Source organism: Halorientalis litorea, from assembly GCF_023028225.1.
In the GTDB taxonomy this organism is placed as follows: Archaea; Halobacteriota; Halobacteria; order Halobacteriales; family Haloarculaceae; genus Halorientalis; species Halorientalis litorea.
The window spans coordinates 980,592-1,002,621 of record NZ_CP095482.1 but is presented as its reverse complement, the minus strand read 5'-3'; the positions used below and the strand labels follow the sequence as shown (position 1 = coordinate 1,002,621).

Sequence of the window (22,030 nt, the reverse complement as noted above, 5' to 3'; positions counted from 1 at the left end):
ATGACCGGCGAAGCACGCACCTCCGACAGCGACGAACAGCCTCTAGAGGGGCTGACCGTCCTCGACGCCTCCCGCGTCCTCGTGGGGCCGTTCTGTACGATGCAACTGGGGGACCTCGGTGCCGAGGTCATCAAAATCGAGCGGCCCGACGGCGGCGACCAGACTCGCGGCTGGCACCCGCCGACCTACGGGGACGAGAGTGCGTACTACGTCAGCGTCAACCGCAACAAGCGTTCGCTGACGCTGAACCTCGCCAGCGAGGAGGGCCGTGAGGTGTTCCGCGACTTGGCGAGCGAGGCAGACGTCCTCGTCGAGAACTTCCGGGTCGGCAAGATGGACGAGTGGGGACTGGACTACGAGACTCTCAGCGCGGAGAACCCCGAACTCGTCTACTGCTCGCTGTCGGGGTACGGCGAGTGGGGGCCACACAAGGACCGTCCGGCCTACGACATCATGATGCAGGCCGAAGGCGGACTCATGAGTATCACCGGCGAGGAGGGCGGCCCGCCGGTCAGGGTGGGCGTCGCCATCGCCGACATCGGTGCCGGGATGTACGCCACGCAGGCCATCCTCGCGGCACTCCTCTATCGGGAACTCGGCGACGGGACCGGCCAGAAAGTGGACGTGAGCCTCCTCGACGGACAGGTTGCGTGGATGTCCTACATGGCGTCGTACTACTTCGCGACCGGGGACCCGCCGGGACGGATGGGGAGCAAGCACCCGACCATCGCTCCGTACCAGGCGTTCGAGACGACCGACGGCTACGTCGTCGTCGCGACGGCCTCGGAGAACCTCTGGCCGAAGTTCTGCCGCGCTATCGACCGCGAGGACCTCGTCGACGACGACCGCTTCGCGGTCAACGCCGACCGCGTCGAGAACCGGTCGGAGTTGGACCGAATCCTAAACGACGAGTTCGAATCGTATTCGACCGCCGAGGCGGTGGCGCGGATGGAGGAGGCGGGTGTCCCCGCCAGCCGCGTCTGCGACATGGAGGATGTCTTCGAGAACCCGCAGGTACAGGCACGGGATATGCACCGGACGGTCGAGCATCCGACCATCGGCAGCGTCGAGATGGCGGGCAGTCCGATGCACTTCTCGCGGACGCCGACGGCCATCGACCGCCACCCGCCGCAGTTGGGCGAACACACCGAGTCGGTCCTCCGTGAGTTTGGGTACGACGACGAGACCATCGAGGAGATGGCGGCCCGCGACATCGTCTAACCGACGGAAAACGAGGCAACCGCGTCGGGCTTTGGCGTTCTCGTCACTCGGCCAGAGCGTCGACGAGCGTCTCGGTGTCGAAGTCGTTGAGCGGGTTGTGTTCGTCCTTGACCGTCGTGATGACGAACTTCGAGGAGGTGCGCTCGATTTCGCCGATGGCTTCGTAGTCTTCGACGAGTTCCTCGACCATCTCGCGGTTGGCGACGTGTGCGATGGCGACGAAATCGGTGTCGCCCATGGTGAAATACACTTGGTTGACGCCCTCGACGGCCGCGAGTTTCTCCCCGACGGTTTCGTGGTACCCCTCCTCGAACTCGGCCCAAATCTCCGAGATGAGCGTAATCGAGAGCCCGACCTTCTCGAGGTCGATGTCGTAGAGGTCGTTTTTGATGACGCCGGCCTCGCGTAGTTGGTTCAGCCGGTAGTGGACCGTCGATTTCGGGATGCCGGTCGCCTCCTCGATTTTATCTGGGCTCGCCGTGCCGTCTCTGGCTATCGTCGTCAGAATTCGAATGTCCTTCTCATCCATGGGCACGTTCTGAACACTGTCCAATGATTGTGGGCTCATACAAATGTATACTGGTCCGGGGGTTTCGAAGGCCGGGGACGCGGCGCGGTTCGTCGGGCGCGGGTACGGCGGCGGTCAGGGTGCGTGTTGCTCGATGGCTTCGCAGATGATGTCCATCCCTGCGGTCGCCTGTTCCTGCGTGAGCACGAGGGGTGGAATCAGTCGGAGTGCGTTCCCGTGGCGGCCGGCGGACCACACTAGTACGCCGCGCTCGTAGCAGTACTGCTGTATGGCCTTGACGAGTTCCTTGCCGGTCTGTTCCTCGCCGTCGGCGAACTCCGCACCGACGAACAGGCCACGGCCGCGCACGTCGACGAGGCGGTCGTTCACGCCGGCCGACTCCCGCAGGCGGTCGCGGATGTAGCTCCCGACCTCACGTGCGTGGGCGAGCAGGTCGTTGTCCCGGATGTATTCGATGGCGCGGACGCCGCCGACCATCGCCGGGGCGTTGCCGCGGTACGTACCGACGTGGCCGCCGGCGTCCCACGTGTCGAGGTCCTCGTGGTACATCGTCCCCGACAGCGGGAGTCCGATACCGCCGATTGCCTTCGCCATCGGCATGGCGTCGGGGGTCACGTCGTAGTGGTCGCTGGCGAACCACTCGCCGGTCCGACCGAACCCGGTTTGAATCTCGTCGACGATGAGTGGGATGTCGTTGTTCTCGGCGATTTCCTTCAGGCCCGGGAGGAACCCCTCGGGCGGGGCGACGACGCCGCCCTCGCCCTGAATCGGTTCGACCCAGATTCCCGCCGGGTTCGTCATCCCGCCGTAGGGGTCTTCGAGGAGTTCGCGGACGTTCGCGAGTGCCCGGTCGCACGCTTCCTGTGGGTCGAGTTCCTGCTTGTGTGCGTACGGATACGGCACGTGGTGGACGTTCGGGAGCATCGGGGCGTAGTCTTCCTTGTACTTCTTGCCCGCCGTCAGACTGAGTGCCCCGGCACTGCCGCCGTGGTACGCCCCCCGGAACGCGATGAGTCCGTCGCCACCGGTGTTGTACTTGGCCAGTTTGATGGTCGCCTCGATGGCGTCGCTCCCGGTCGGCCCGCCGAAGACGACGCGGTTGTTGTCCGGGAGTGCCCCCGGCGCGATGTCGTTCAGTGCGTCGATGAGGTCCAGTCGTGCCTCGGTCGGAAAGTCGATGGTGTGTGCGGCCTTCTCGGTCTGCTCCTGGACTGCCTCCAGCACGTACGGGTTCGAGTGTCCCACGTTGAGGACGCCGATACCAGCGAAGAAGTCCAGAAACGTGTTCCCGTCGGCGTCGCGTATCGTCGCACCCTTGGCCTCGTCGATGGCTATGGGGACGGCCTTCGGGTACGCGACGGCACTGCTGTCGATGTTGCGTTGCCGTTCGAGAAGTTTCTCCGACTCCGGTCCGGGAATCGCTGTTTCGACGTTCGGCTCCTGCGCGAAGTGGAGGTCGTCGAAGGTCTGCTCTACGGCCATAGTAGAACACAATTCTACTAGATACTAAATCTTTGTATTCCGTCCAACTAAATGAGGATTTACTGTATTTTATCCTCTTACGCGCTCCGCCCGGGATACACCGGTGTACGGTGTCGCGCCCGACCGCTATTGGACAAAATTCTATCTAAAATAGATAACTCGTACTGAGTCCTACCGAACACCGTATTTTAATATTGCCCGCACGCACTGGTCGGGTAATGCTCCACACTGTCGGCGACCTCCTGTCGATAGACCTGACCGCCCAGCGAACAGACGCCGAATCAGTCGACGGCGTTCTCGAATCGTTCATCGGTGGGCGTGGCGTGGCGACCAAACTCGCACACGAGCGGATACCGTTCGACGCGGACCCGCTCGGCCCCGACAACCGCCTCTACTTCACTACCGGGCCGATGCAGGCCTCGAACATGAGCTTCACCGGCCGCACGAACTGTACCGGCGTCTCGCCGCTGACCGACGGCCTGCTGTCCTCGAACGCCGGTGGCTTCCTCTCACGCAACCTCGCGGCGACGGGCTACGGAGCCGTCGAGTTCCACGGTGCGAGCGACGAACTCCTCGCCGTCCACGTCTCCGACGAGGGGGTCGAGTTCGAACCAGTCCCGGAACTGGCCGGTGCCGAGGTACCGGACACCGTCGCCGCCCTCACGGACCGCCCCGACATCGACGTGGACAACACGGCGGTCATCGGTCCGGCCGGCGAGAACGAGGTGCGGTTCGCCTGCGTCATGACTTCCGAGACGCGGGCGTTCGGCCGCGGCGGCCTCGGCGCGGTCATGGGTGCCAAAAACGTCAAAGCCATCACGTTCAGCGGTGAGTCCGCGCCGGACATCGAGATTCCGGCGATGCAGATGGACATCCACCGCGAGGCGGCGACGGACGACCACATCATGAAACGTCAGGGGACGACCAGCGTCACCGAGTACGCGAACGAAATCGAGGCACTCCCGGCCTACTACTTCGAGGACACGTCCTTCGAGGACGCTGGGGCTATCGGCGGCGACGCCGTCGAGGCGAAGAAGTACGAGAAGGGTACCTGCTCGGCGTGTGCCTTCGCCTGCAAACTCCCGACGAAAGACGAGGAGAGCGGCGTCGAGACGGAGGGGCCGGAGTTCGAGACGGTGATGGCGTTCGGGTCGAACGCGGGCGTCGACGACATCGTGGACGTGATGAAGTCCAACGAGCAGTGTGACCGCTACGGCCTCGACGCCATCAGCACCGGCGACGTGGTGTCTGCGTATCTCGCCGCCAACGACGAGTTCGGGAACGTCGACCTCATCGAGACCCTCGTCGAGAAAATCGCCCACCGCGAGGACGAGGGTGACCTGCTCGCCGAGGGCATCGACCGCTTCCACGACGAACTGGGCGTCGAGAACTGGACGGTCAAAGGGCTGGAGTTCCCCGCCCACGACGGCCGGACGCTCAACGGACAGGGGCTGAGCTACGCCACGGCGAACCGCGGTGCAGACCACATGTTCTCGGTGTTCTACTCCTACGAGTACCCACTCGTGCCCGAGGCAGACGCCGTCGGCCGCGACGGCCTCGACGGGAAGCCCGAACTGCTCGTCCAGCAGGAGAATCAGCGCGCGCTGGAGGACTGCGGTATCATCTGTCGGTTCTCCCGTGATTTCCTGACCCACGACCGACTGGAACGCCTGTTCGGCCGCGACATCGGCTCCCTGCTCGCCATCGGTGCCGAAGTCGTCACCCTCGAACGCCACTTCAACAACCAGCGCGGGTTCGACCGCGACGACGACCAACTCCCCTACGACATCCCCGGCTTCGAGGACGCACTCGACGAGTACTACGAGATTCGCGGCTGGCACCGGGACGGCACGGTCCCCGAGGAACCTGTCGTCGTGGGGGACTGATGGCCGAATCGCCCGACGTTGTCGTGTTACGCGAGGGGACCGAGGGACTCTCGACGCGTGCCTACGCCGACGAACTCGCCGCCGCTCTCCCGGAGTACACCGTCGCCCACGCACCGACGCCCGCCGCCGAACGCGACTTGATTCGGGGGGCACCCGTCGTCACCGGCAACGACATCGACCGCGACCTGTTGGCCCACGCCGAGGCCCTCGACCTGTTCGCCTGCACGTTCGCGGGCACCGACCACCTGCCCGTGGACGCGCTCGCCGACCGCGGCGTCACTGTCACGAACGCGAGCGGGATTCACGCACCGGGCATCGCCGAACAGGTTCTCGGTTACGTCCTCACGTTCGCCCGGCGACTCCACGTCAGTTGGGAGCGTGGCCGGCGCGGCGTCTGGCAACACGTCCAGTCGACGGAACTCAAGGGGTCGACGGTGACCGTCGTCGGCCTCGGTGCCGTCGGGACGGCCGTCGTCGACCGACTCGCCGGGTTCGACGTCCACACCGTCGGCGTCCGGCACTCCCCGGCGAAGGGCGGCCCGACCGACGAGGTGGTCGGCTACGACGGCATCCACGAGGCGTTCGCGCGGGCGGACTACGTGGTGCTCGCGTGTCCGCTGACGGACCTGACTCGCGGACTGTTGGACGCCGACACGCTCGCGACGGTGCCGCCGTCGGCCGTCGTCGTCAACGTCGCCCGCGGTCGCGTCGTCGACACCGACGCGCTGGTCGCGGCCCTCCGGACCGGCGGCATCCGCGGTGCCGCACTCGACGTGACCGACCCCGAACCACTCCCGGCCGACCACCCGCTCTGGGGACTCGACAACGCCCTCGTGACACCGCACACCGGCGGCCACACGCCGGAACACTGGCCACGGCTGGCGGCGGTTCTCGGCGACAACGTCCGCGCGCTCCTCGACGGCGACGAGGACGCCCAGTTGCGGAACGTCGTCCACCCGCACTGACCGTCGACTGCCAGGACACTGTGGCCAACGACCCGGCCCCGTTTCGCGTGACGGCCACCGTGCCGTCGGGTCGTGCGACGACTGCCGTGTCGTTCGAACATCTTGGACAATGTTCGAAATAATCAAGCCTTTTCGGACTCAGTAAGATATAAACGTTCCTCGGAAAACGAGACCATATGGTTAGTGAACAAACGGACGGTGAGTTCTCGCGCGTTCTTTCGAAGCGCGATATGTTCGTACTGGCCTTCGGTGCCATGGTCGGCTGGGGATGGATAATCCAGTCGGGATACTGGATAGACGAGGGCGGTGTCACCGGCTCGGTGCTAGCGTTCGTCCTCGGGGCGTTCATGGTCGCCGTCGTGGGGCTGATATACGGTGAACTCGCGTCGGCGATGCCGTTCGTCGGCGGAGAACACGTCTACAGCATGCGCGCACTCGGCCCCATTGGTTCGTTCGTCTGTACGTGGTCGCTAATTCTGGGGTACGTCGGCGTCGTCGTCTTCGAGGTCGTCGCGTTCCCGTCGGCACTGGCGTACGTCGTGCCGGGGTTCAACGCGTTCCCCCTCTGGACAGTCGCCGGCCAAACCGTCTACGGGACGTGGGTACTCGTCGGCAGTGTCGGGGCACTCGTCATGACGTACCTGAACTACCGGGGCGTCCAACCGGCGGCGCAGTTCCAGACGATTCTGACGCTCGTCATCGGTCTCGCCGGCGTCACGCTGGCCATCGGCGCGGTGGCAAACGGCCAATCGCCGTCGACGCCGCCGTTCGCCGACGCCGGGATGGCCGGCGTACTCACCGTCGCCATCATGACGCCGTTCATGTTCGTCGGGTTCGACGTCATCCCGCAGGCCGCCGGGGAAGCGGACGTTTCCGAGCGGACGCTGGGGTTGCTCATCGTCATCGCCGTCTCCGTCGCCGCGCTCTTCTACATCCTCGTCATCTGGGCCTCCGGGCAGGCACTCCCGGGGTCGGCACTGGTCGAGAGTTCCCTCCCTGCCGCGTCGGCCATGGAGGCACTGTTCAGTAGCGCGCTCGTCGGGCGGATAATGGCGCTGGCCGGCATCGCCGGCATCCTCACTAGCTGGAACTCCTTCTTGCTCGGCGGGAGCCGCGCCATCTACGCCCTCGCCGAGTCCAGCATGCTGCCCGAGACGCTGGCGACCATCAACCCGGAGACGAACACCCCCTCCCGGGCACTCGCGCTCGTCGGCGGGCTGTCCGTGTTCGCGCCACTGTTCGGCGAACAGATGCTCATCTGGATAGTCAACGCCGGCGGCCTCGGCATCATCGTCGCGTGGCTGATGGTCGTCGTCTCCTTCCTCGTGTTGCGCGTCCGCGAACCCGAGATGGACCGTCCCCTGAAACTGCCTGCCGGGAGGGCTGTGGGCGTCCTCGGTCTCGTCCTGACGCTCGGGTTCACCGGGATGTACCTCCCGGGCGCGCCCTCCGCGTTGCAGTGGCCCTTCGAGTGGGGCATCGTTCTCCTGTGGGTCCTGCTCGGTGCCGGACTGGTCGCCCAGTCGCGCCTCTCGGGGGGCAGTTCACGCATCGAAGCCCACGGCTTCGACGGGGACTGAGTACCCGCCTCACGCCGCCGGCGTGACGGGAACGCTGTCGCCACTGGCGACAGAACACCACGCACGCAGTTGGGGTGGAACGGAGCGGTAAACCGAGACGGCTCGCCGGCGAGCGGTGTGGGGCGTCAGGGCCAGAGTCCGCGCGTACTCTTGGCCTCGGCGACCCGTGACAGGCCGACGATGTAGGCCGCGTCCCGCCACGTCACGTCTCGCTGTTCGAACTCCTCGCGGATGTCGGCCCACGCAGAGAGCATCTCTGATTCGAGTTCCTCGCGCACGCGTTCGACCGTCCACTGTCGGCGGTTGATGTCCTGCAGCCACTCGAAGTAACTCACCGTCACGCCGCCGGCGTTCGCGAGGATGTCCGGGATGACAGCCACGCCACGCTCGGCGAAAATCCGGTCGGCCGCCGTCGTCGTCGGCCCGTTGGCACCTTCGACGACGATGTCCGCCCGGACGGCGTCGGCGTTGGCCTCGGTCAGCACGTTCCCGACTGCCGCCGGGATGAGGATGTCCACGTCGAGTTCCAGCAACTCGGCGTTGCTGATTCGTGACGCCGCCGCCACGTCGGTCACGGCCTCTGGTTCCTCCTCGTGGGCACTGATGTCCCGGGTCGGTAGGCCGTCCGGGTCGTAGACGGCACCGTTGACGTCGCTGACGGCGACGACGGTGGCTCCCCACTCGTCGAGCAGTCGCGCCGCGTTCGCACCGACGCTCCCGAACCCTTGGACGGCGACGGTCACGTCGTCGAGAGCCATCCCGTAGTAGTCGGCGGCCTCTCGGGCCACGATGGCGACGCTCCGCCCAGGTGCCTCCGCGCGGCCGTAACTCCCGCCGATGAGCGGAGGCTTGCCGGTGACGACCCCCGGCACCGTCTCGCCTTCCTGCATACTGTAGGCGTCCATGAACCACGCCATGGTCTGGGCGTCGGTCCCCATGTCCGGCGCGGGGATGTCCTTGGTCGGGCCGACGAAATCACGCATCTCCTCGGCGAACCGGCGGGTGAGTCGCTCTCGTTCGTCCTCGCTCAACGCCTTGGGGTCCGCGACGACGCCGCCCTTGGCCCCGCCGAACGGCAGGTCCATCACGGCACACTTCCAGGTCATCCACATCGCCAGACCCACGCACTCGTCTTCGGTCACGTCCGGGTGGTAGCGCAGGCCACCCTTGTACGGGCCGCGTACGTCGTCGTGCTGTGCCCGGTAGCCGGTGAACACCTCGACGGTGCCGTCGTCCCGCTCCAGCGGAATCGAACCGCTGAGGACCTTCGTCGGGTGTTTCAGCCGCTCGATGACGCCTTGGTCGACGTCGACGTGGTCGGCCGCCCGTTCGAGTTGGTGGCGCGCCGTCTCCAGTGCTGTTTCCGGCTCCGTGTCCTCCGTGACATCTGTGTGCGTTGATTTTGCCATCTGTCTCTCCTGCCCGGAGCTGTCGCGCTCCGTGAACGTCGTGTGTTCGAATACTATGGCTATTAATCCTTTTGTATACAATATTTATACAAATACTTGAACTCAATACGAATATGGGGACTTCCACCGGAGCGGCACCGAGCGTCGTCGCTCAAGACGGGTCGCTCACCCAGACGGACTTCCTGTTGACGAACTCGCGAATCCCCTCGCCGGCGAGTTCCCGCCCGTACCCGGAGTTCTTGATGCCACCGAAGGGGAGTTCGAGGTGGGACGTGACGAACTCGTTGACGAAGACGCCGCCGGCGTCTATCCGCCGGGCCAGTTCCTCGCCGCGCTCTCGGTCGTCGGTCCAGACGGTCGCGCCGAGGCCGTACTCCGTGTCGTTGGCGAGTTCGAGTGCGTCCTCGGCGGATTCGACCGCGAGGACGGCGGCGACGGGTCCGAACAGTTCCTCACACGCCGCGGGGGCGTCGGCGGGCACGTCGGTCAGAATTGTCGGGGGGTAGAAATGCCCCTCGCGGTCGAGTGGTTCCCCGCCGCGCTCGACCGTCGCGCCGGCGGCCACGCTCTGCTCGACCTGTTCGTGCAGGTCGGTGAGCAGGTCCGCTCGCGCCATCGGCCCCACGTCTGTCGCGTCGTCCGTCGGGTCGCCGACGACGAGCGCGTCCATCTCGGCCGCGAGTCGGTCGAGGAACGCGTCGTAGACGGCCTCGTGGACGATGAACCGCTTGGCCGCGATGCAGGACTGGCCGGTGTTGTAGGTGCGAGACTGACACCCCACTGCCGCCGCGCTTTCGATGTCGGCGTCGTCCAGTACGATGAACGGGTCCGACCCGCCGAGTTCCAGCACCGTCTTCTTCAACTGCGCGCCGGCCTCCCGCGCGACGGCCCGCCCCGCACCGACGCTCCCGGTCAACGTCACCGCACGAACCCGGTCGTCTGCGATGATGTCGGCTACCGCCTCGTCGGCCACGCGAAGTACCTGAAGCGCGGACGCCGGGAACCCCGCTCGCTCGAACGCGTCCGCGATGGCCTCGGCACACCCCTGCACGTTGGGGGCGTGTTTGAGCAGACAGACGTTTCCGGCCGCGAGTGCCGGTGCCGCGAACCTGAACACCTGCCAGAATGGATAGTTCCACGGCATCACGGCCAGTACCGGCCCCAGCGGTTCGTAGGTGACGTACGTGTCGGCATCGGGTTCGACACCGACCCGTTCGTCCTGCAGGAAGACGGCCGCGTTCTCGGCGTAGTACTCACAGACGCGGGCACACTTCCTGACCTCGCTCCGGGCCTGCGTGATGGGCTTGCCCATCTCCGCCGTCATCGTCCGGGCGTACTCCGCCTCGTTGGCTTCGAGTACGTCGGCGACGCCAGCGAGCATCGCCTGTCGCTCCGTGATGGGGCGGTCCCGCCACGTCTCGAACCGCTCGCTGGCCCGCGCAAGTCGCGTCTCGACTGCCTGCTCGTCGTGGCTCTCGAACGTCCCGATGCACTCCGTCGTCGCCGGGTCGATACTCTGCATCACAAGGGCGTCTCCGCAGCGGTGTTAGATAATATTTTACTCAATCAGAAAGGGTCGGACTCAATTCAACAAATCTCCTCCTCTCACAGGTGCCGACCCCGGTGACCGTCCACACGGCTGGTACGCGGGGTTGGGACGGTGAGTCTTTACCGTTCGGGCCGGTAGCGAGTGGTAATGAGCGAGCCGAGTCCCGAGGTGTACGAGCAGGGGAAGGGGATGGACGCCCACAACAGCGCGATGCGGGAGATTCGCGCCCGCAAGGACGCCAGTTACGACCCCCGCGAACCGACCCGGGTGTGGTTGGACGAGGACAACACGCCCGACGGGTTCGTCGACTCCCTGACAATCATCCTCAACACCGGCGGCTGTCGGTGGGCACGGGCCGGTGGCTGTACGATGTGTGGCTACGTCGCCGAATCCGTCGAGGGCGGGTCGGTCACACACGAGGAACTGATGGCCCAACTCGATACGTGCCTCGCCCACGAGGAGGAGAACGCCGACGACTCGGCGGACCTCGTGAAAATCTACACCTCCGGCTCGTTCCTCGACGAGCGAGAGGTCCCGGCGGAGACGCGCCGCGCCGTCGCCGAGACGTTCGCGGACCGTGACCGCATCGTCGTGGAGTCGTTGCCCGACTTCGTCGACCGCGAGAAGGTCGCCGAGTTCACCGAGCAGGGACTGGCGACGGACGTGGCCGTCGGCCTCGAAACCGCGACGGACCGCGTGCGCCGTGACTGCGTGAACAAGTACTTCGAGTTCGCGGACTTCGAGGCCGCCGCCGCCGAGGCCGCCGCGGCGGGCGGCGGCGTCAAGGCGTACCTCCTGCTGAAGCCCCCGTTCCTCTCGGAAGGCGAGGCCGTCGCGGACATGAAACGGTCCGTCCGCCGCTGTGCCGACGTGGACGGGTGTCACACCGTCTCGATGAACCCCTGTAACGTCCAGCGGCACACGATGGTCGAGGACCTGTTCCACGACGGCGGCTACCGCCCGCCGTGGCTCTGGTCGGTCGCCGAAGTGTTGGAAGCGACCGCCGACGCGGACGCCATCGTCGTCTCGGACCCGGTGGGCCACGGGAGCGACCGCGGCCCGCACAACTGCGGCGAGTGTGACGAGCGCGTCCAGAACGCCATCAAGGACTTCGACCGCCGACAGGACCCGTCGGTGTTCTCACAGGTGTCCTGTGAGTGCGAACGGACGTACGAGGCAGTCCTCGCCCGCGAGCGCGGGTACAACCTCCCGCTGGCCCGGTAGGCGTCCCCGCACCGGCCGTCAGTCGTCGCCGGCGGTCGTGTCGCTCCCTGTGCTGTCCCTGCTCCCCGTCTCGGCACTCGCGCCTCCGTCGTCACCGCCCTCCCAACTGAGGGCCGCTTCGTCGCTGGCCGTCGTCTCCCCCACTCTCGCTTCCGGCCCATCGTCGCCGTCGTCGCTATCGCGCCAGTCCGACAGGTCCCCGTCCCGCAGGAGTGCCCACGTCCCGGCCTGTCCGAGGACGCCGAGACCCACGAGGGCAAGAACCCACGTCGGGGGCGTCGGGACGGTGACGTTCCCGAGGGCGGCCACGATGGCCTCCATCTCGACGCCCGTCCAGACCAACAGCGGTCCCCACGACGCGCTGAGGGTGACGACGACTGCCTGCCGCACCACGACTGCCAATGCCGCGCCGACCACCGCACCGACGACCAGTACCGGGTCGAGGAGGTTCGAGAGCGGCGTCAGCGTCGTTCCGGTTACCAGCATCGCCGCTCCGAATCCCGTCACGGCACCCGGGACGACCAGCAACACCACGTACAGGATTTGGCTGAGCGCGGCTCCGACGACCCCGGTGGTGACGACGACGGCCGCCTGCGTCGCGCCGGCCACGCCGAGGACGCTCGTGACGAGAAACGCCAGCCCGAGGCCGACGAGGCCGCCGAACAGCATCAGTCCACGCCGATACACGAACAGTCCCCCGAACGTCAACGCCGCACCGAGGGCGACGAGCAGTGCTTGCACTGCGAGAGCTGTCACTTGTTCCCACCCACCTTGAATGCAGCAATATCACCCGCGAACAAAAGCCTACCGGCCACGACAGCCCGTCTACTGCCCGAACCCTTCGAGGATGCCCTGCCCGTCGGTCGGACCGATGTCGGGGAGCGTGGCCCGCTCGGGGTGGGGCATCAGCACCGCGACGGTGTCGTGGTCGCCCAGCACGCCCGCGACGTTGTGTTTCGAGCCGTTGGGGTTGGCGTCGTCGGTCACCGCGCCGTCGGCGTCGCAGTACCGGAACAGAACCCGGTCCTCGCGTTCCAGTTCGTCCAGTCGCTCGTCGCTCACCTCGAACCGCCCCTCGCCGTGGGCGATGGGGAGTTCGATGACTTCGCCCTCCTCGTAGGCCGCGGTCCACGGCGTATCGGCGTTCTCGACGCGCACGGAGACGTGTTCACACTGGAAGCGCGCGCTCCGGTTGGTGGTGAACGCGCCCGGCGTCAGACTCGACTCCGAGCCGATTTGGGCCCCGTTACAGACGCCGAGTACCGGCGTCCCGTCCTCGGCGGCCGCCCGCACCTCGTCCATGATGGGCGACCGCGCGGCCATCGCACCTGCGCGGAGGTAGTCGCCGTAGGAGAACCCGCCGGGGATGACGACGCCGGTGGTGTCCGCGGGGAGGCCGTCCTCGTGCCAGACGAGTTCGGCGTCCACGCCGAGTTCCGCCAGCGCGCGGACGGCGTCCCGGTCACAGTTCGACCCGCCGAACCGTATCACTGAGACCGTCATCCGTCCGTTTCGCTGACCTCCACGTCGTAGTCGTGGATGGTGGGGTTCGCGAGCAGACGCTCGGCCATCTCCGTCGCACGCTCGGCGGCACGCTCGGCGTCCGCCGCGTCCATGTCGACCTCGAACCGGTCGGCCGACCGGAGGTCGTCCAACTCGAAGCCGAGTCGCTCCAGCGCGCGCTGTGTCGTCTCGGCCTCCGGGTCGAGTACCCCGTGTTTCAGTCGCACCGTCACCGTCGCGGTGTACGCGGTCATTGCCCGGAGTGCGGTGACCGCGAACGAAAACGCTTGCCATCTCCGCTCGTCAATTTACCGACCCTCGGTCTGTTTTAAACTATCCTTGATTGGTGGGGGTAGCCTTAACCGACAGTCGCGTGTGAACAAATACCACCCATGACGCAGATACGGGACACGAGCCGAGATATGCGTATCGACCCGGACAGTTTCGCGGGCGGATACTTCCGCAACGCCGTCTATCGCCACTGGGATCCCTACGAGGACATCCCGCAGGAACTCCTCGAACAGGACCGGGAGCGACTGCTCGATACAGAGGGTAACGAGGAGCGGTTCGAGGCGTTCCGCACGGCACTCGCGCTGTTCGGCGCGGGCGAGGAGGCGGTGACGGAGGACCTGATGCCGCTGGGTCTGGTTCTGGAGGACATCGACGACCAGATGTTCCTCTCCAGCCAGATTTACGAGGAGGCCAAACACACGCAGTTCTTCGACCGCTACTGGCGTGAAGTGGTCAACCCAGTCGCGGAGGCCGAAGATGTCGACGTGACCGAACCGACCGACCAGCGGTACTTCCCCGAGGGATACGTCGAGTTGTTCGACCGGACGGAGGCGGCGATGGAACGACTGCTCGACGACGACACGCCGGAAAACCGGGCGAAGGCCTACTGTCACTACCACCTCGTCGTCGAGAGCGTGCTGGCACAGACCGGCTACTACGGCTTCAACGCCCGGTTCAACGAGGACGGCCCGGACGTGTACGACGACGCCGACATCGACCAGCCGGAACTCGACGGACTGGTCAAAGGCGTCAATCTCATCAGGAGCGACGAGGGCCGTCACGTCGGCTTCGGGATGCAGAAGGTGCGACACCTCATCCACGAGGAGGACGTCGACCCGGAAATCGTCCAAGGGACGCTTCAGGACCTCCTCCCGCTGGTGTCGGAGGCGGTGCAGGCGACGGCCACGGAGGAAATCGACCCGACGCCGCTCGTCGAGTACGCCACCGAGAAACTCACCCGACGCATCGAGATTCTCACCGACGAAGAGGCGGACATCCCGCCCGTCGAGGACCTCGTGCAACTCGACGACACGGGCGCGACCGGCGCGGCAGACTAAACCGACTGCCACCCCGTCGGCTGGTCGGCGAGGCCGCGAACGCGGAGTTCACACCCGCCGTCCGTCTCCCGAACGTCGAGACGGCCGTCGAACGGCTGTTCGAGGGAGTTGATGGTCTGGTCGTCGGTGACGCTAGGGTCGACGACACAGGCCGCGAACCCCTCTGCCGCCTGCACGCGTCCCGTCAGCGTGTGCAGGAACCGGTACACCGGCTGTATCTCGTCGGTAAACGTCAGAAGCGTCGAAACGGAGAACAGCCCCGTCCGGACCCGCGTCACCTGCTGGTCGTACAGGTCTTCGTAGAGCGAGGAGAACCGGATACCGATACCGGTGAGGTCGCTCGGACTCCCGACGGTTCGGATGTTGTCGTCCGCCCACTCCTCCCCGCTACAGTCGACGGCCGCCATCCGCGACCTGTCGAACGTTCCGCCGACGGCCGCGTACTGCTCGACGAGGTTCGGGCCGCTGTCGTCGATGGCGAACAGCAAGACACCGTCGTGGGCGTCGCCGACGAGCGTGCGGAGTGCCACGTCCGTCGTCCCGGCGAACGGGTCGCCCGCGACGAGGAGACTCGTTCCCGGAGCCACCGGCTCCAGTGGCAGTCCCTCGAACGTGTACCACTCCTGTGTGTCCTGACTCATTCGTCGGCCCGTCCAGCCTCGCGGAGACGGCTCCGGAGGTCGAGTTGCTCTTCGACTTCGTCCGCCAGCAGGCGGAGGTACGTTCGGTCGTCGGCCGAGTAGGTCCGCGCGTCTCCGTCGGTGAGACAGAAGCTCCCGAGCGCGGCACCGTCGGGTGTCCGCACCGGCGCGCCGGCGTACGACCGGATGTTCAACCGGTCGAGCGCGTCGTTGTGCTCGAACCGGTCGTCCTCGCGCACGTCCGGGACGACGAGCAGGTCGTCTTCGAGGATGGCGTGGGTACACATCGTGTCCTCGCGGTCGAGCGGCTCCAGTTCCCCGCCGTGACAGGAGACGAACCGCTCCTCGTGTTCCGTGACGATGCCGACGAACGCCCTGTCAACGTCGAAGTGGCGCGCGGCCAGTTCGGTCAGGCGGTCGAGCGCGGTAACGGTCTCCAACTCCGCAACGTCGTACTGTGCGAGTGCCGCCAGCCGTCCGTCCTCGTCGGGGGGGAGCGGATAGCCGACCTGTGACCGCCGGGCGAGGAGGGTGTCGACCAGTTCGGTCAGGCGGTCACTTCCGCCGGAACTACCCTTCGACAGGTACTCGACGACGACACTCTCGAACGCGGTGGTGTCGATGTCCTCGGGCGAGTCGTCGGTGAACAGCACGCAGGGCGTGTCCGGGACGTGTCCCCTGACGCCCGCGATGAGGTCGAGGCCGGTCCCGTCCGGCAACGTGTACTCCGTGACGACGCAGTCGATGCTCGGCCCGAGGGCGTCCGTCGCCTCGGCGACGCTGGCGGCGGTGTGGACGCCCAATCCGGCGTCGGCGAGCGCGTCCGCCGTCGCCGACCGGTCGTCGTCGTCCCCGTCCACACACAGGACTGTCGTCGTCATTCGGCTCTGCATTGCTCATGTCGCCGGGTCCACTAATGTCTGTGGTGCCCCTCGATGCCCGAGAGCGCGAAGAACAAGGTTTTTCGCCGGTCACTGCCGACCCGTAGCCGATGACTGACTGCGCCCGTCGGTGGTGGGTACCGTGAGAAAGCACACGCTGACCGAGATAACCGTCGTCGGGGAAGACGACACCGGACTCATCGCGAACGTCACGTCCCTGCTGTTCGAGCGCGGTATCAACATCGAGGACCTCGACCAGGCCGTTCGGGAGGGGGTGTTCCGCATGACGATGACCGTGGACACCGCCGAGATGGTCACGACCGAGGCGAAACTCCGCGAGGACCTCCACGACCTCGGCGACGAACTCGGCGTCGACGTACAGGTCCGGTTCCCCGCCGAGCGCGAGACCCAACAGATTGCGGTCCTCGTGACCAAGGAGTCCCACTGTCTGGAAGCCCTCTTCGAGGCGTGGACCAACGACGAACTCGGCGCGGACGTGGGCGTCGTCATCGGCAACCACTCCGACCTCGAACCGCTGGCCGAGAAGTACGACGTGCCGTTCCACGACATCGGCGACGAGAAGGGGTCCCCCGACGAGGACCAACTGCTGGAACTCCTCTCGGAGTACGACGTGGACCTCGTGGTCCTCGCGCGGTACATGCGCATCCTCTCGCCCGACGTGGTGTTTCGCTACGAGAACCGTATCATCAACGTCCACCCCTCCCTGCTCCCGGCGTTCCCCGGCGCGTCGGCGTACATGCAGGCCATCGAGGAGGGCGTCCGCATCGCGGGCGTCACCGCCCACTACGTCACGACCGACTTGGACCAAGGCCCCATCATCACCCAGCGGGCGTTCAACGTCCCCGACGACGCCACCGAGGAGGACCTCCAGCGCATGGGCCAACCCCTCGAAGCCGACGCGCTGGTCGAAGCCATCCAACTCCACTTGGACGACGCCGTGTCCGTCCACCGCGGCCGGACGAAACTCCGGGACGACGTGGACACCGAGACGGTCCAGTTGGGTGCCCCCGAGGTGATGGACGACGCCAACCCGGACCGCCCGATAGACGGCCTCGGCGAAATCGTCGCCGACCGGACGGTCGAAGACGAGCCGGAAGCAGACGAGTGAGCCGTCGGCCGCATCGAACTCCCTCCATTCGGGACCGGTAGAACACGAAGGCACAGATACGTCCCACAGTCAGACAACCCGAGTCGGTCCGACAATATAAGCGTCCTCCTACCGTAGCTCAGGTAGAGAACGAGACGATGAGCGACGATTCTACGACTGGAGAACCACCGGTGTTCGGTGACGAATCGGTGGGCGTTTACGAGACGGTCTTCCGTGAAATGGCGGACGCTGTCTTTCTGATCGATGTCGAGCGAACGAAGCACGACTACGAGTTTATCTTCCGGCGAAACAACGCTTCACACCGACAGCGGACTGGCCTCTCCGAGGACGAGTTACGCGGACAGACGCCACGGGAACTCCTCGGCGACGAGCAGGGCGCGACTGTCGCGGCGAACTACCGTCGCTGTGCCGAACAGCGTGAGACTATCGAGTACGAAGAACGCTTGGACCTCCCGGGCGGCACCAGTTACTGGCAGACGAAACTCTCCCCCATCGTCGAGGACGGACGAGTCTCCCAGATTGTCGGCGTTGCTCGGGACATCACAGCACAGAAAGAGCAAGAACGGGAACTAAAGCGCGTCAACCGTCGGTTCGAGACCGTGCTGGAGACCATGTCCGCGGCGGTGTTCTTGAAAGACACGGACGGCACGTATCTGCTGATGAATCAGGCCTGCCGTGAACTGTTCGGTGTCGGTGACGAGGACATCACCGGACTGACCGACGACGACCTCTTCCCCCCAGCGACAGCACAGGAAGCCAGAGCGAACGACCGGCAGGTCGCCGAGAACGGCGAGATACTCGAAATAGAGGAGACGGTTCCGACGGCGACGGGGAGTACCGTCCGGCTCACGCGAAAATCCCCCGTCTACGACGACGACGGCGACATCGTAGCGGTCTGTGGCGTCTCGACCGACATCACCGAACAGAAAGAACGGGAACGGGAACTCCAACGCCTCAAAGAGCGGTTCGAACTCGCCGTCGAGGGCGCGAACCTCGGCGTCTGGGACTGGGACATGACCACCGACGAGGTCGAGTTCAACGAGCAGTGGGCTCGGATGTTGGGCCACTCACCCGACGAAATCGAGCCCCACCTCGAGGCGTGGGAACAGCGCGTCCATCCCGACGACCTCGACCAGGTCGAAGCCGCACTCGAGGACCACCTCGCGGGTGAGACAGACCGCTACGATACGGAACACCGGATGCGGACCGCGGACGGCGAGTGGAAGTGGATTCGCGATATCGGTGAGGTGTCCGAGCGCGACGAGAACGGCGACCCGGTTCGGGCCGTCGGCATCCACCTCGACATCAACGAGCGCAAGGAGTACGAACGGACCATCGAGCAACAGCGTGACAACCTCGAAGTACTCAACCAAATCGTCCGGCACGACGTCCGGAACGCCCTCCAACTCGTGCTTGCGTACGGCGACATGTTAGAAGACACCGTCGGGGAAGACGGTGAGGCGGGCCTCCGACAGCTTTTGGAAGCGGGTGAGGAAGCCGTCGACATCACTCGAACCGCTGGCGAAGTGACCGAGGTACTCCTCCACTCGGAGGACGACCGCACGCCGGTGAACGTCCGGTCCGTTCTCACAGAACAGGTCGACGACGTGCGGGCCAGCCACGAACGTGCCACCGTCTCCGTCGAAGGCCGGATACCGAACGTCACAGTCCTCGCCGACGAGATGCTGGAGTCGGTGTTCCGAAACCTGCTGAACAACGCCGTCGCTCACAACGACGAGGAACTACCCGAGATAACCGTCTCCGTGACCGACGACGACGGGACGGTTCGGGTTCGTATCGCGGACAACGGCCCGGGGATTCCCGACGACCAGAAGGAACAAATCTTCGAGGAGGGTGAGAAGGGATTCGACAGCAACGGAACCGGCCTTGGTCTGTACCTCGTCAGGACGCTCGTCGACCGCTACGGCGGTGACGTCTGGGTCGAGGACAACGAGCCAGAGGGCAGTGTGTTCGTCGTGACGTTGCGCAGTCGTGAGTGACCGACCGCAGTCTCTGCCAGTCGGCGCGCATCGGCTGTCGAGTCAGAGTTCCCGCACGGTTTCGACGGCCTCCGAGAGCGACGGCGCGTCGAACAACTCCCGCCCGATGTAGGCGTTCGTCCCCGCGGTGTAGAGGTCCCGGGCCGCGTCCACGACGTGGGACGGGAGCGGGTCCGGGGACGCCGTACAGAGGGACTTCCAGTCCGCGACATCCTGCTCTTTGGCCCGCTCTTTGGCGTCGCCGACGGCCGCGACCCACTCGGGTTGAGTCCGCTTGTGGTACTGCCGGATGACCTCCTTCGAGACTTCCTGGCCGTCGTAGCTGAAGCGGTTCTCGTCGAAGGTGCCCACCACGTCGGCGACGCGTATCTCGCCGTCGTAGTAGAACGTCTCTATCTTGCCGTCCTCGTGGACGAGTCCGGCCTCGTCTGCCCGGTCGGTGACCACGTCGTTCACTTCGAGCGCGAGTGTCTCCAACTCGTCGACGGTCGCCGGGCCTGCGATGCGGTCGGCTTCCGCCCGGTCGAGGTACCGGTCCGACGATTCGAGTTTCGTGGAGAACTCCACGACGGGGTCGGGGAGGTCGACCACTTCGTCGGGCCACGCCTCGTAGTCGAGACCGAACTCGGTGGGGTCGGCCCGCGAGCGGAGGCTGGACCCGACGGGGACGGTGTTGCGGAAGACGATTTCGAGCGGAATCAGGTGGTTCCGACCTGCCGCCTCGAAGTAGGCGTCGTAGTCGTAGGTGCGGCCGTCGTGGGGGAGGTCGGGAACCTGCGTGAGTTCGATGGCCATCTCGCGGGGCGGGGACGCGGCCGAGTCGAGCGTGCTGACTTCGCCGGCCACGACGACGCCCTCGTAGTGGGTCGGGATGCCCGCCGCCTCCAGCAACTCGAAGTTGTACGCACCCATCGTACAGAGGCTCGCACCCTTGTTGGGGATGGCGTCGGGCATCTTACCCCAGTCGAACACGGAGTAGTCGTCGGTGAAGACGAACGCGCCGCGGCCCAACGAGTCGGCCGTGGCCTCGCGTTCGACGCGGAACTCTTTGACGCTCGTCACGCGGACCACCCGTTCGGAACGCGGTCAGCGGTCTCGGTCATTGCAGGCCCCTTCCCGGGCCGTCACTAAGTCGTTTTCACTCTCGGCCGCGCCCACGTTCCGCTGGGTTGGCACGTCCCGTCACGCTTTTGCACGGTCCTCCCCTGCACTCGGCCAATGGCGGACGCGTTCGAACCGTCGCCCGGCACGCCGGACGGCGAGTTCGACTTCGAGATACGCCCCGACACCGACCAGTCCTTCGAGAACGCACTGGCGAAGGCACGGGCCGGCGACCGGCTGACAGTCGACGACGGCATCGAACTCATCACGACCGGCACCGACCACGACGGCATCGACCGGGAGCGAAAAGAGCGCGTGCTGGAGGCGGCTGACCGCCGCCGCGCCGCGGTGGTCGGCGACGAGGTGACCTTCGTCGCCAACCTCAACAACAACGTCACCACGGCCTGCAACACCGGCTGTCTGTTCTGTAACTTCAAGGACCGCTCCGAGAAGTTCCGGGCCGACGCGCCCGACGACCACGGCGGGTTCACGAAGACGCCCGAGGAATCCCGCGCCATCGTCGCCGACGCCGTCGAGCGCGGCATCTACGAGGTCACGTCGGTGTCCGGACTCCACCCGGCACTCGTGCTGGACGACGAACACCGCGAGATACTCGAGGCCAGCGACCGTGGCGACCTGAACTACCGACCGGCCCCACAGTACGAGAAAGACCCCGGCACTTACACCGCCCAGATACGGGCGATGAACGTCGACGGCGTCCACGTCCACTCGATGACCCCCGAGGAAGGCTACCACGCGCTCCGGGGGACCGACTGGTCGTACGAGGACGTGTACGGCCGGCTGAAGGACGCCGGCCTCGACTCGGTTCCGGGGACGGCCGCCGAGATACTGGCCGACGAGGTACGCGAGGTCATCTGTCCCGGCAAGATAGACACCGGCGAGTGGCTGACGGCGATGGAGGCCGCGGCGGCCGTCGGGTTGGACACCACCGCGACCATCATGTACGGCCACGTCGAGAACGAAGCCCACCGCGTCGTCCACCTCGACCGGATTCGGGAGTTACAGGACCGAACCGGTGCGATAACCGAGTTCGTCCCGCTCTCGTTCGTCCACCACGAGACGCCCCTCCACGAGCGCGGGATGGTCGACGGCGGCGCGAGTGCCGCCGAGGACGAACTGATGATAGCCGTCTCGCGACTCTATCTGGACAACGTCGACCACATCCAGTCCTCGTGGGTGAAGTACGGCGACACGCGCGGGCTGAAGATGCTCAACTGCGGCGCGGACGACTTCATGGGGACCATCCTCAGCGAGGAGATAACGAAGCGGGCCGGCGGCGACTACGGCGAGTACCGGTCCGTCGCGGAGTACGTCGACATGATAGCCGCCATCGGCCGCGTCCCGGTGGAACGCTCGACGGACTACACCGAGCGGCGGCGAGTCGACCCCGCGGACGCGCCACACGGCCCGGAACTCGGGCCACACGCGGACGGGACGCCGCTCCTCTGAGGTGGGTCCGGCGGCCAGCGGGGCCTGTTCGTGGTAGCGACGGAGTCGGGGACCGAACGTCCGGAGGACTACATCAGCGGAGCCGACCCATCATCACGGTCCAGCGTTCCA

General features: G+C 66.0%; 19 protein-coding genes. 9 read left to right on the top strand and 10 right to left on the bottom strand.

All coding sequences use genetic code 11. From position 1 onward, the window contains the following. Positions 1-1,221, top strand: a complete 1,221-nt coding sequence (locus tag MUG95_RS05420; protein WP_247010056.1) for a CaiB/BaiF CoA transferase family protein — start codon at positions 1-3, stop codon at positions 1,219-1,221. Positions 1,222-1,264: 43 nt separating this feature from the next. Here the strand turns inward: MUG95_RS05420 and MUG95_RS05415 are convergent, their stop codons facing one another. Both MUG95_RS05415 and MUG95_RS05410 read right to left on the bottom strand, forming a co-directional pair. Next, positions 1,265-1,750: an Lrp/AsnC family transcriptional regulator gene (locus MUG95_RS05415; protein ID WP_247010055.1), complete on the bottom strand. Its 486-nt coding sequence runs from the start codon at positions 1,748-1,750 to the stop codon at positions 1,265-1,267. Positions 1,751-1,864: 114 nt separating this feature from the next. Next, the gene (locus MUG95_RS05410) at positions 1,865-3,232 is read right to left on the bottom strand and encodes an aspartate aminotransferase family protein (protein WP_247010054.1); all 1,368 of its coding nucleotides are present in this window, start codon (positions 3,230-3,232) and stop codon (positions 1,865-1,867) included. 218 nt (positions 3,233-3,450) lie between these two features. On the opposite strand from MUG95_RS05410, the gene MUG95_RS05405 reads away from it, so the two are divergent. The 3 genes from MUG95_RS05405 (at position 3,451) to MUG95_RS05395 (ending at position 7,663) form a co-directional block, all read left to right on the top strand. Next, on the top strand, positions 3,451-5,118 hold the full coding sequence (locus MUG95_RS05405) for an aldehyde ferredoxin oxidoreductase family protein (RefSeq protein WP_247010053.1): 1,668 nt from the start codon (positions 3,451-3,453) through the stop codon (positions 5,116-5,118). After that, the gene (locus MUG95_RS05400) at positions 5,118-6,083 is read left to right on the top strand and encodes a D-2-hydroxyacid dehydrogenase (protein ID WP_247010052.1); all 966 of its coding nucleotides are present in this window, start codon (positions 5,118-5,120) and stop codon (positions 6,081-6,083) included. The genes MUG95_RS05405 and MUG95_RS05400 overlap by 1 nt, the downstream gene beginning before the upstream one ends. A gap of 176 nt (positions 6,084-6,259) precedes the next feature. After that, positions 6,260-7,663, top strand: coding sequence for an APC family permease (locus tag MUG95_RS05395; RefSeq protein ID WP_247010051.1), 1,404 nt, complete (start codon positions 6,260-6,262; stop codon positions 7,661-7,663). Positions 7,664-7,788: 125 nt separating this feature from the next. On the opposite strand, the gene gdhB is transcribed toward MUG95_RS05395, so the two are convergent. Next, the gene (gene gdhB, locus MUG95_RS05390; protein ID WP_247010050.1) at positions 7,789-9,072 is read right to left on the bottom strand and encodes a glutamate dehydrogenase GdhB; all 1,284 of its coding nucleotides are present in this window, start codon (positions 9,070-9,072) and stop codon (positions 7,789-7,791) included. Positions 9,073-9,223: 151 nt separating this feature from the next. Further along, positions 9,224-10,594 carry an NAD-dependent succinate-semialdehyde dehydrogenase gene (locus tag MUG95_RS05385; RefSeq protein ID WP_247010049.1) on the bottom strand — a complete coding sequence of 457 codons (1,371 nt, stop codon included), beginning with the start codon at positions 10,592-10,594 and terminating at the stop codon, positions 9,224-9,226. A gap of 174 nt (positions 10,595-10,768) precedes the next feature. Between MUG95_RS05385 and MUG95_RS05380 the strand changes: the two genes are divergently transcribed. Beyond that, positions 10,769-11,845 (top strand): archaeosine biosynthesis radical SAM protein RaSEA, encoded by a 1,077-nt coding sequence (locus MUG95_RS05380; protein ID WP_247010048.1) that lies wholly within the window; start codon positions 10,769-10,771, stop codon positions 11,843-11,845. Between the two features lie 18 nt (positions 11,846-11,863). Here the strand turns inward: MUG95_RS05380 and MUG95_RS05375 are convergent, their stop codons facing one another. The 3 genes from MUG95_RS05375 to purS form a co-directional block, all read right to left on the bottom strand. After that, complete coding sequence (locus MUG95_RS05375) at positions 11,864-12,601, bottom strand: hypothetical protein (protein WP_247010047.1); 738 nt, start codon at positions 12,599-12,601, stop codon at positions 11,864-11,866. A gap of 69 nt (positions 12,602-12,670) precedes the next feature. Next, positions 12,671-13,348: a phosphoribosylformylglycinamidine synthase I gene (gene purQ, locus MUG95_RS05370; RefSeq protein WP_247010046.1), complete on the bottom strand. Its 678-nt coding sequence runs from the start codon at positions 13,346-13,348 to the stop codon at positions 12,671-12,673. Beyond that, positions 13,345-13,602 carry a phosphoribosylformylglycinamidine synthase subunit PurS gene (gene purS, locus MUG95_RS05365; protein ID WP_247010045.1) on the bottom strand — a complete coding sequence of 86 codons (258 nt, stop codon included), beginning with the start codon at positions 13,600-13,602 and terminating at the stop codon, positions 13,345-13,347. The genes purQ and purS overlap by 4 nt, the downstream gene beginning before the upstream one ends. 138 nt (positions 13,603-13,740) lie before the next feature. Between purS and MUG95_RS05360 the strand changes: the two genes are divergently transcribed. After that, positions 13,741-14,697 (top strand): ferritin family protein, encoded by a 957-nt coding sequence (locus MUG95_RS05360; RefSeq protein ID WP_247010044.1) that lies wholly within the window; start codon positions 13,741-13,743, stop codon positions 14,695-14,697. Here MUG95_RS05360 and MUG95_RS05355 read toward each other — a convergent pair. Further along, complete coding sequence (locus MUG95_RS05355) at positions 14,694-15,338, bottom strand: DUF7504 family protein (protein ID WP_247010043.1); 645 nt, start codon at positions 15,336-15,338, stop codon at positions 14,694-14,696. The genes MUG95_RS05360 and MUG95_RS05355 overlap by 4 nt on opposite strands. After that, positions 15,335-16,231, bottom strand: coding sequence for a GAF domain-containing protein (locus tag MUG95_RS05350; protein ID WP_247010042.1), 897 nt, complete (start codon positions 16,229-16,231; stop codon positions 15,335-15,337). The genes MUG95_RS05355 and MUG95_RS05350 overlap by 4 nt, the downstream gene beginning before the upstream one ends. A 121-nt stretch (positions 16,232-16,352) precedes the next feature. On the opposite strand from MUG95_RS05350, the gene MUG95_RS05345 reads away from it, so the two are divergent. Both MUG95_RS05345 and MUG95_RS05340 read left to right on the top strand, forming a co-directional pair. Then, positions 16,353-17,348, top strand: coding sequence for a formyltetrahydrofolate deformylase (locus MUG95_RS05345; protein ID WP_247010041.1), 996 nt, complete (start codon positions 16,353-16,355; stop codon positions 17,346-17,348). Positions 17,349-17,485: 137 nt separating this feature from the next. Beyond that, positions 17,486-19,348 (top strand): PAS domain S-box protein, encoded by a 1,863-nt coding sequence (locus MUG95_RS05340; RefSeq protein ID WP_247010040.1) that lies wholly within the window; start codon positions 17,486-17,488, stop codon positions 19,346-19,348. Between the two features lie 42 nt (positions 19,349-19,390). Here MUG95_RS05340 and MUG95_RS05335 read toward each other — a convergent pair whose 3' ends face one another. Then, positions 19,391-20,410 carry a phosphoribosylaminoimidazolesuccinocarboxamide synthase gene (locus MUG95_RS05335; RefSeq protein ID WP_247010039.1) on the bottom strand — a complete coding sequence of 340 codons (1,020 nt, stop codon included), beginning with the start codon at positions 20,408-20,410 and terminating at the stop codon, positions 19,391-19,393. Positions 20,411-20,566: 156 nt separating this feature from the next. Between MUG95_RS05335 and cofH the strand changes: the two genes are divergently transcribed. Then, on the top strand, positions 20,567-21,919 hold the full coding sequence (gene cofH, locus MUG95_RS05330) for a 7,8-didemethyl-8-hydroxy-5-deazariboflavin synthase subunit CofH (protein WP_247010038.1): 1,353 nt from the start codon (positions 20,567-20,569) through the stop codon (positions 21,917-21,919). Positions 21,920-22,030 lie beyond the last annotated feature (111 nt).

Coding starts and splice junctions, on each gene's coding strand:
- MUG95_RS05420 (WP_247010056.1), top strand. CDS start 1: ATGACCGGCGAAGCACGCACCTCCGACAGCGACGAACAGCCTCTAGAG.
- MUG95_RS05415 (WP_247010055.1), bottom strand. CDS start 1,750: ATGGATGAGAAGGACATTCGAATTCTGACGACGATAGCCAGAGACGGC.
- MUG95_RS05410 (WP_247010054.1), bottom strand. CDS start 3,232: ATGGCCGTAGAGCAGACCTTCGACGACCTCCACTTCGCGCAGGAGCCG.
- MUG95_RS05405 (WP_247010053.1), top strand. CDS start 3,451: ATGCTCCACACTGTCGGCGACCTCCTGTCGATAGACCTGACCGCCCAG.
- MUG95_RS05400 (WP_247010052.1), top strand. CDS start 5,118: ATGGCCGAATCGCCCGACGTTGTCGTGTTACGCGAGGGGACCGAGGGA.
- MUG95_RS05395 (WP_247010051.1), top strand. CDS start 6,260: ATGGTTAGTGAACAAACGGACGGTGAGTTCTCGCGCGTTCTTTCGAAG.
- gdhB (WP_247010050.1), bottom strand. CDS start 9,072: ATGGCAAAATCAACGCACACAGATGTCACGGAGGACACGGAGCCGGAA.
- MUG95_RS05385 (WP_247010049.1), bottom strand. CDS start 10,594: ATGCAGAGTATCGACCCGGCGACGACGGAGTGCATCGGGACGTTCGAG.
- MUG95_RS05380 (WP_247010048.1), top strand. CDS start 10,769: ATGAGCGAGCCGAGTCCCGAGGTGTACGAGCAGGGGAAGGGGATGGAC.
- purQ (WP_247010046.1), bottom strand. CDS start 13,348: ATGACGGTCTCAGTGATACGGTTCGGCGGGTCGAACTGTGACCGGGAC.
- purS (WP_247010045.1), bottom strand. CDS start 13,602: ATGACCGCGTACACCGCGACGGTGACGGTGCGACTGAAACACGGGGTA.
- MUG95_RS05360 (WP_247010044.1), top strand. CDS start 13,741: ATGACGCAGATACGGGACACGAGCCGAGATATGCGTATCGACCCGGAC.
- MUG95_RS05355 (WP_247010043.1), bottom strand. CDS start 15,338: ATGAGTCAGGACACACAGGAGTGGTACACGTTCGAGGGACTGCCACTG.
- MUG95_RS05350 (WP_247010042.1), bottom strand. CDS start 16,231: ATGCAGAGCCGAATGACGACGACAGTCCTGTGTGTGGACGGGGACGAC.
- MUG95_RS05340 (WP_247010040.1), top strand. CDS start 17,486: ATGAGCGACGATTCTACGACTGGAGAACCACCGGTGTTCGGTGACGAA.
- cofH (WP_247010038.1), top strand. CDS start 20,567: ATGGCGGACGCGTTCGAACCGTCGCCCGGCACGCCGGACGGCGAGTTC.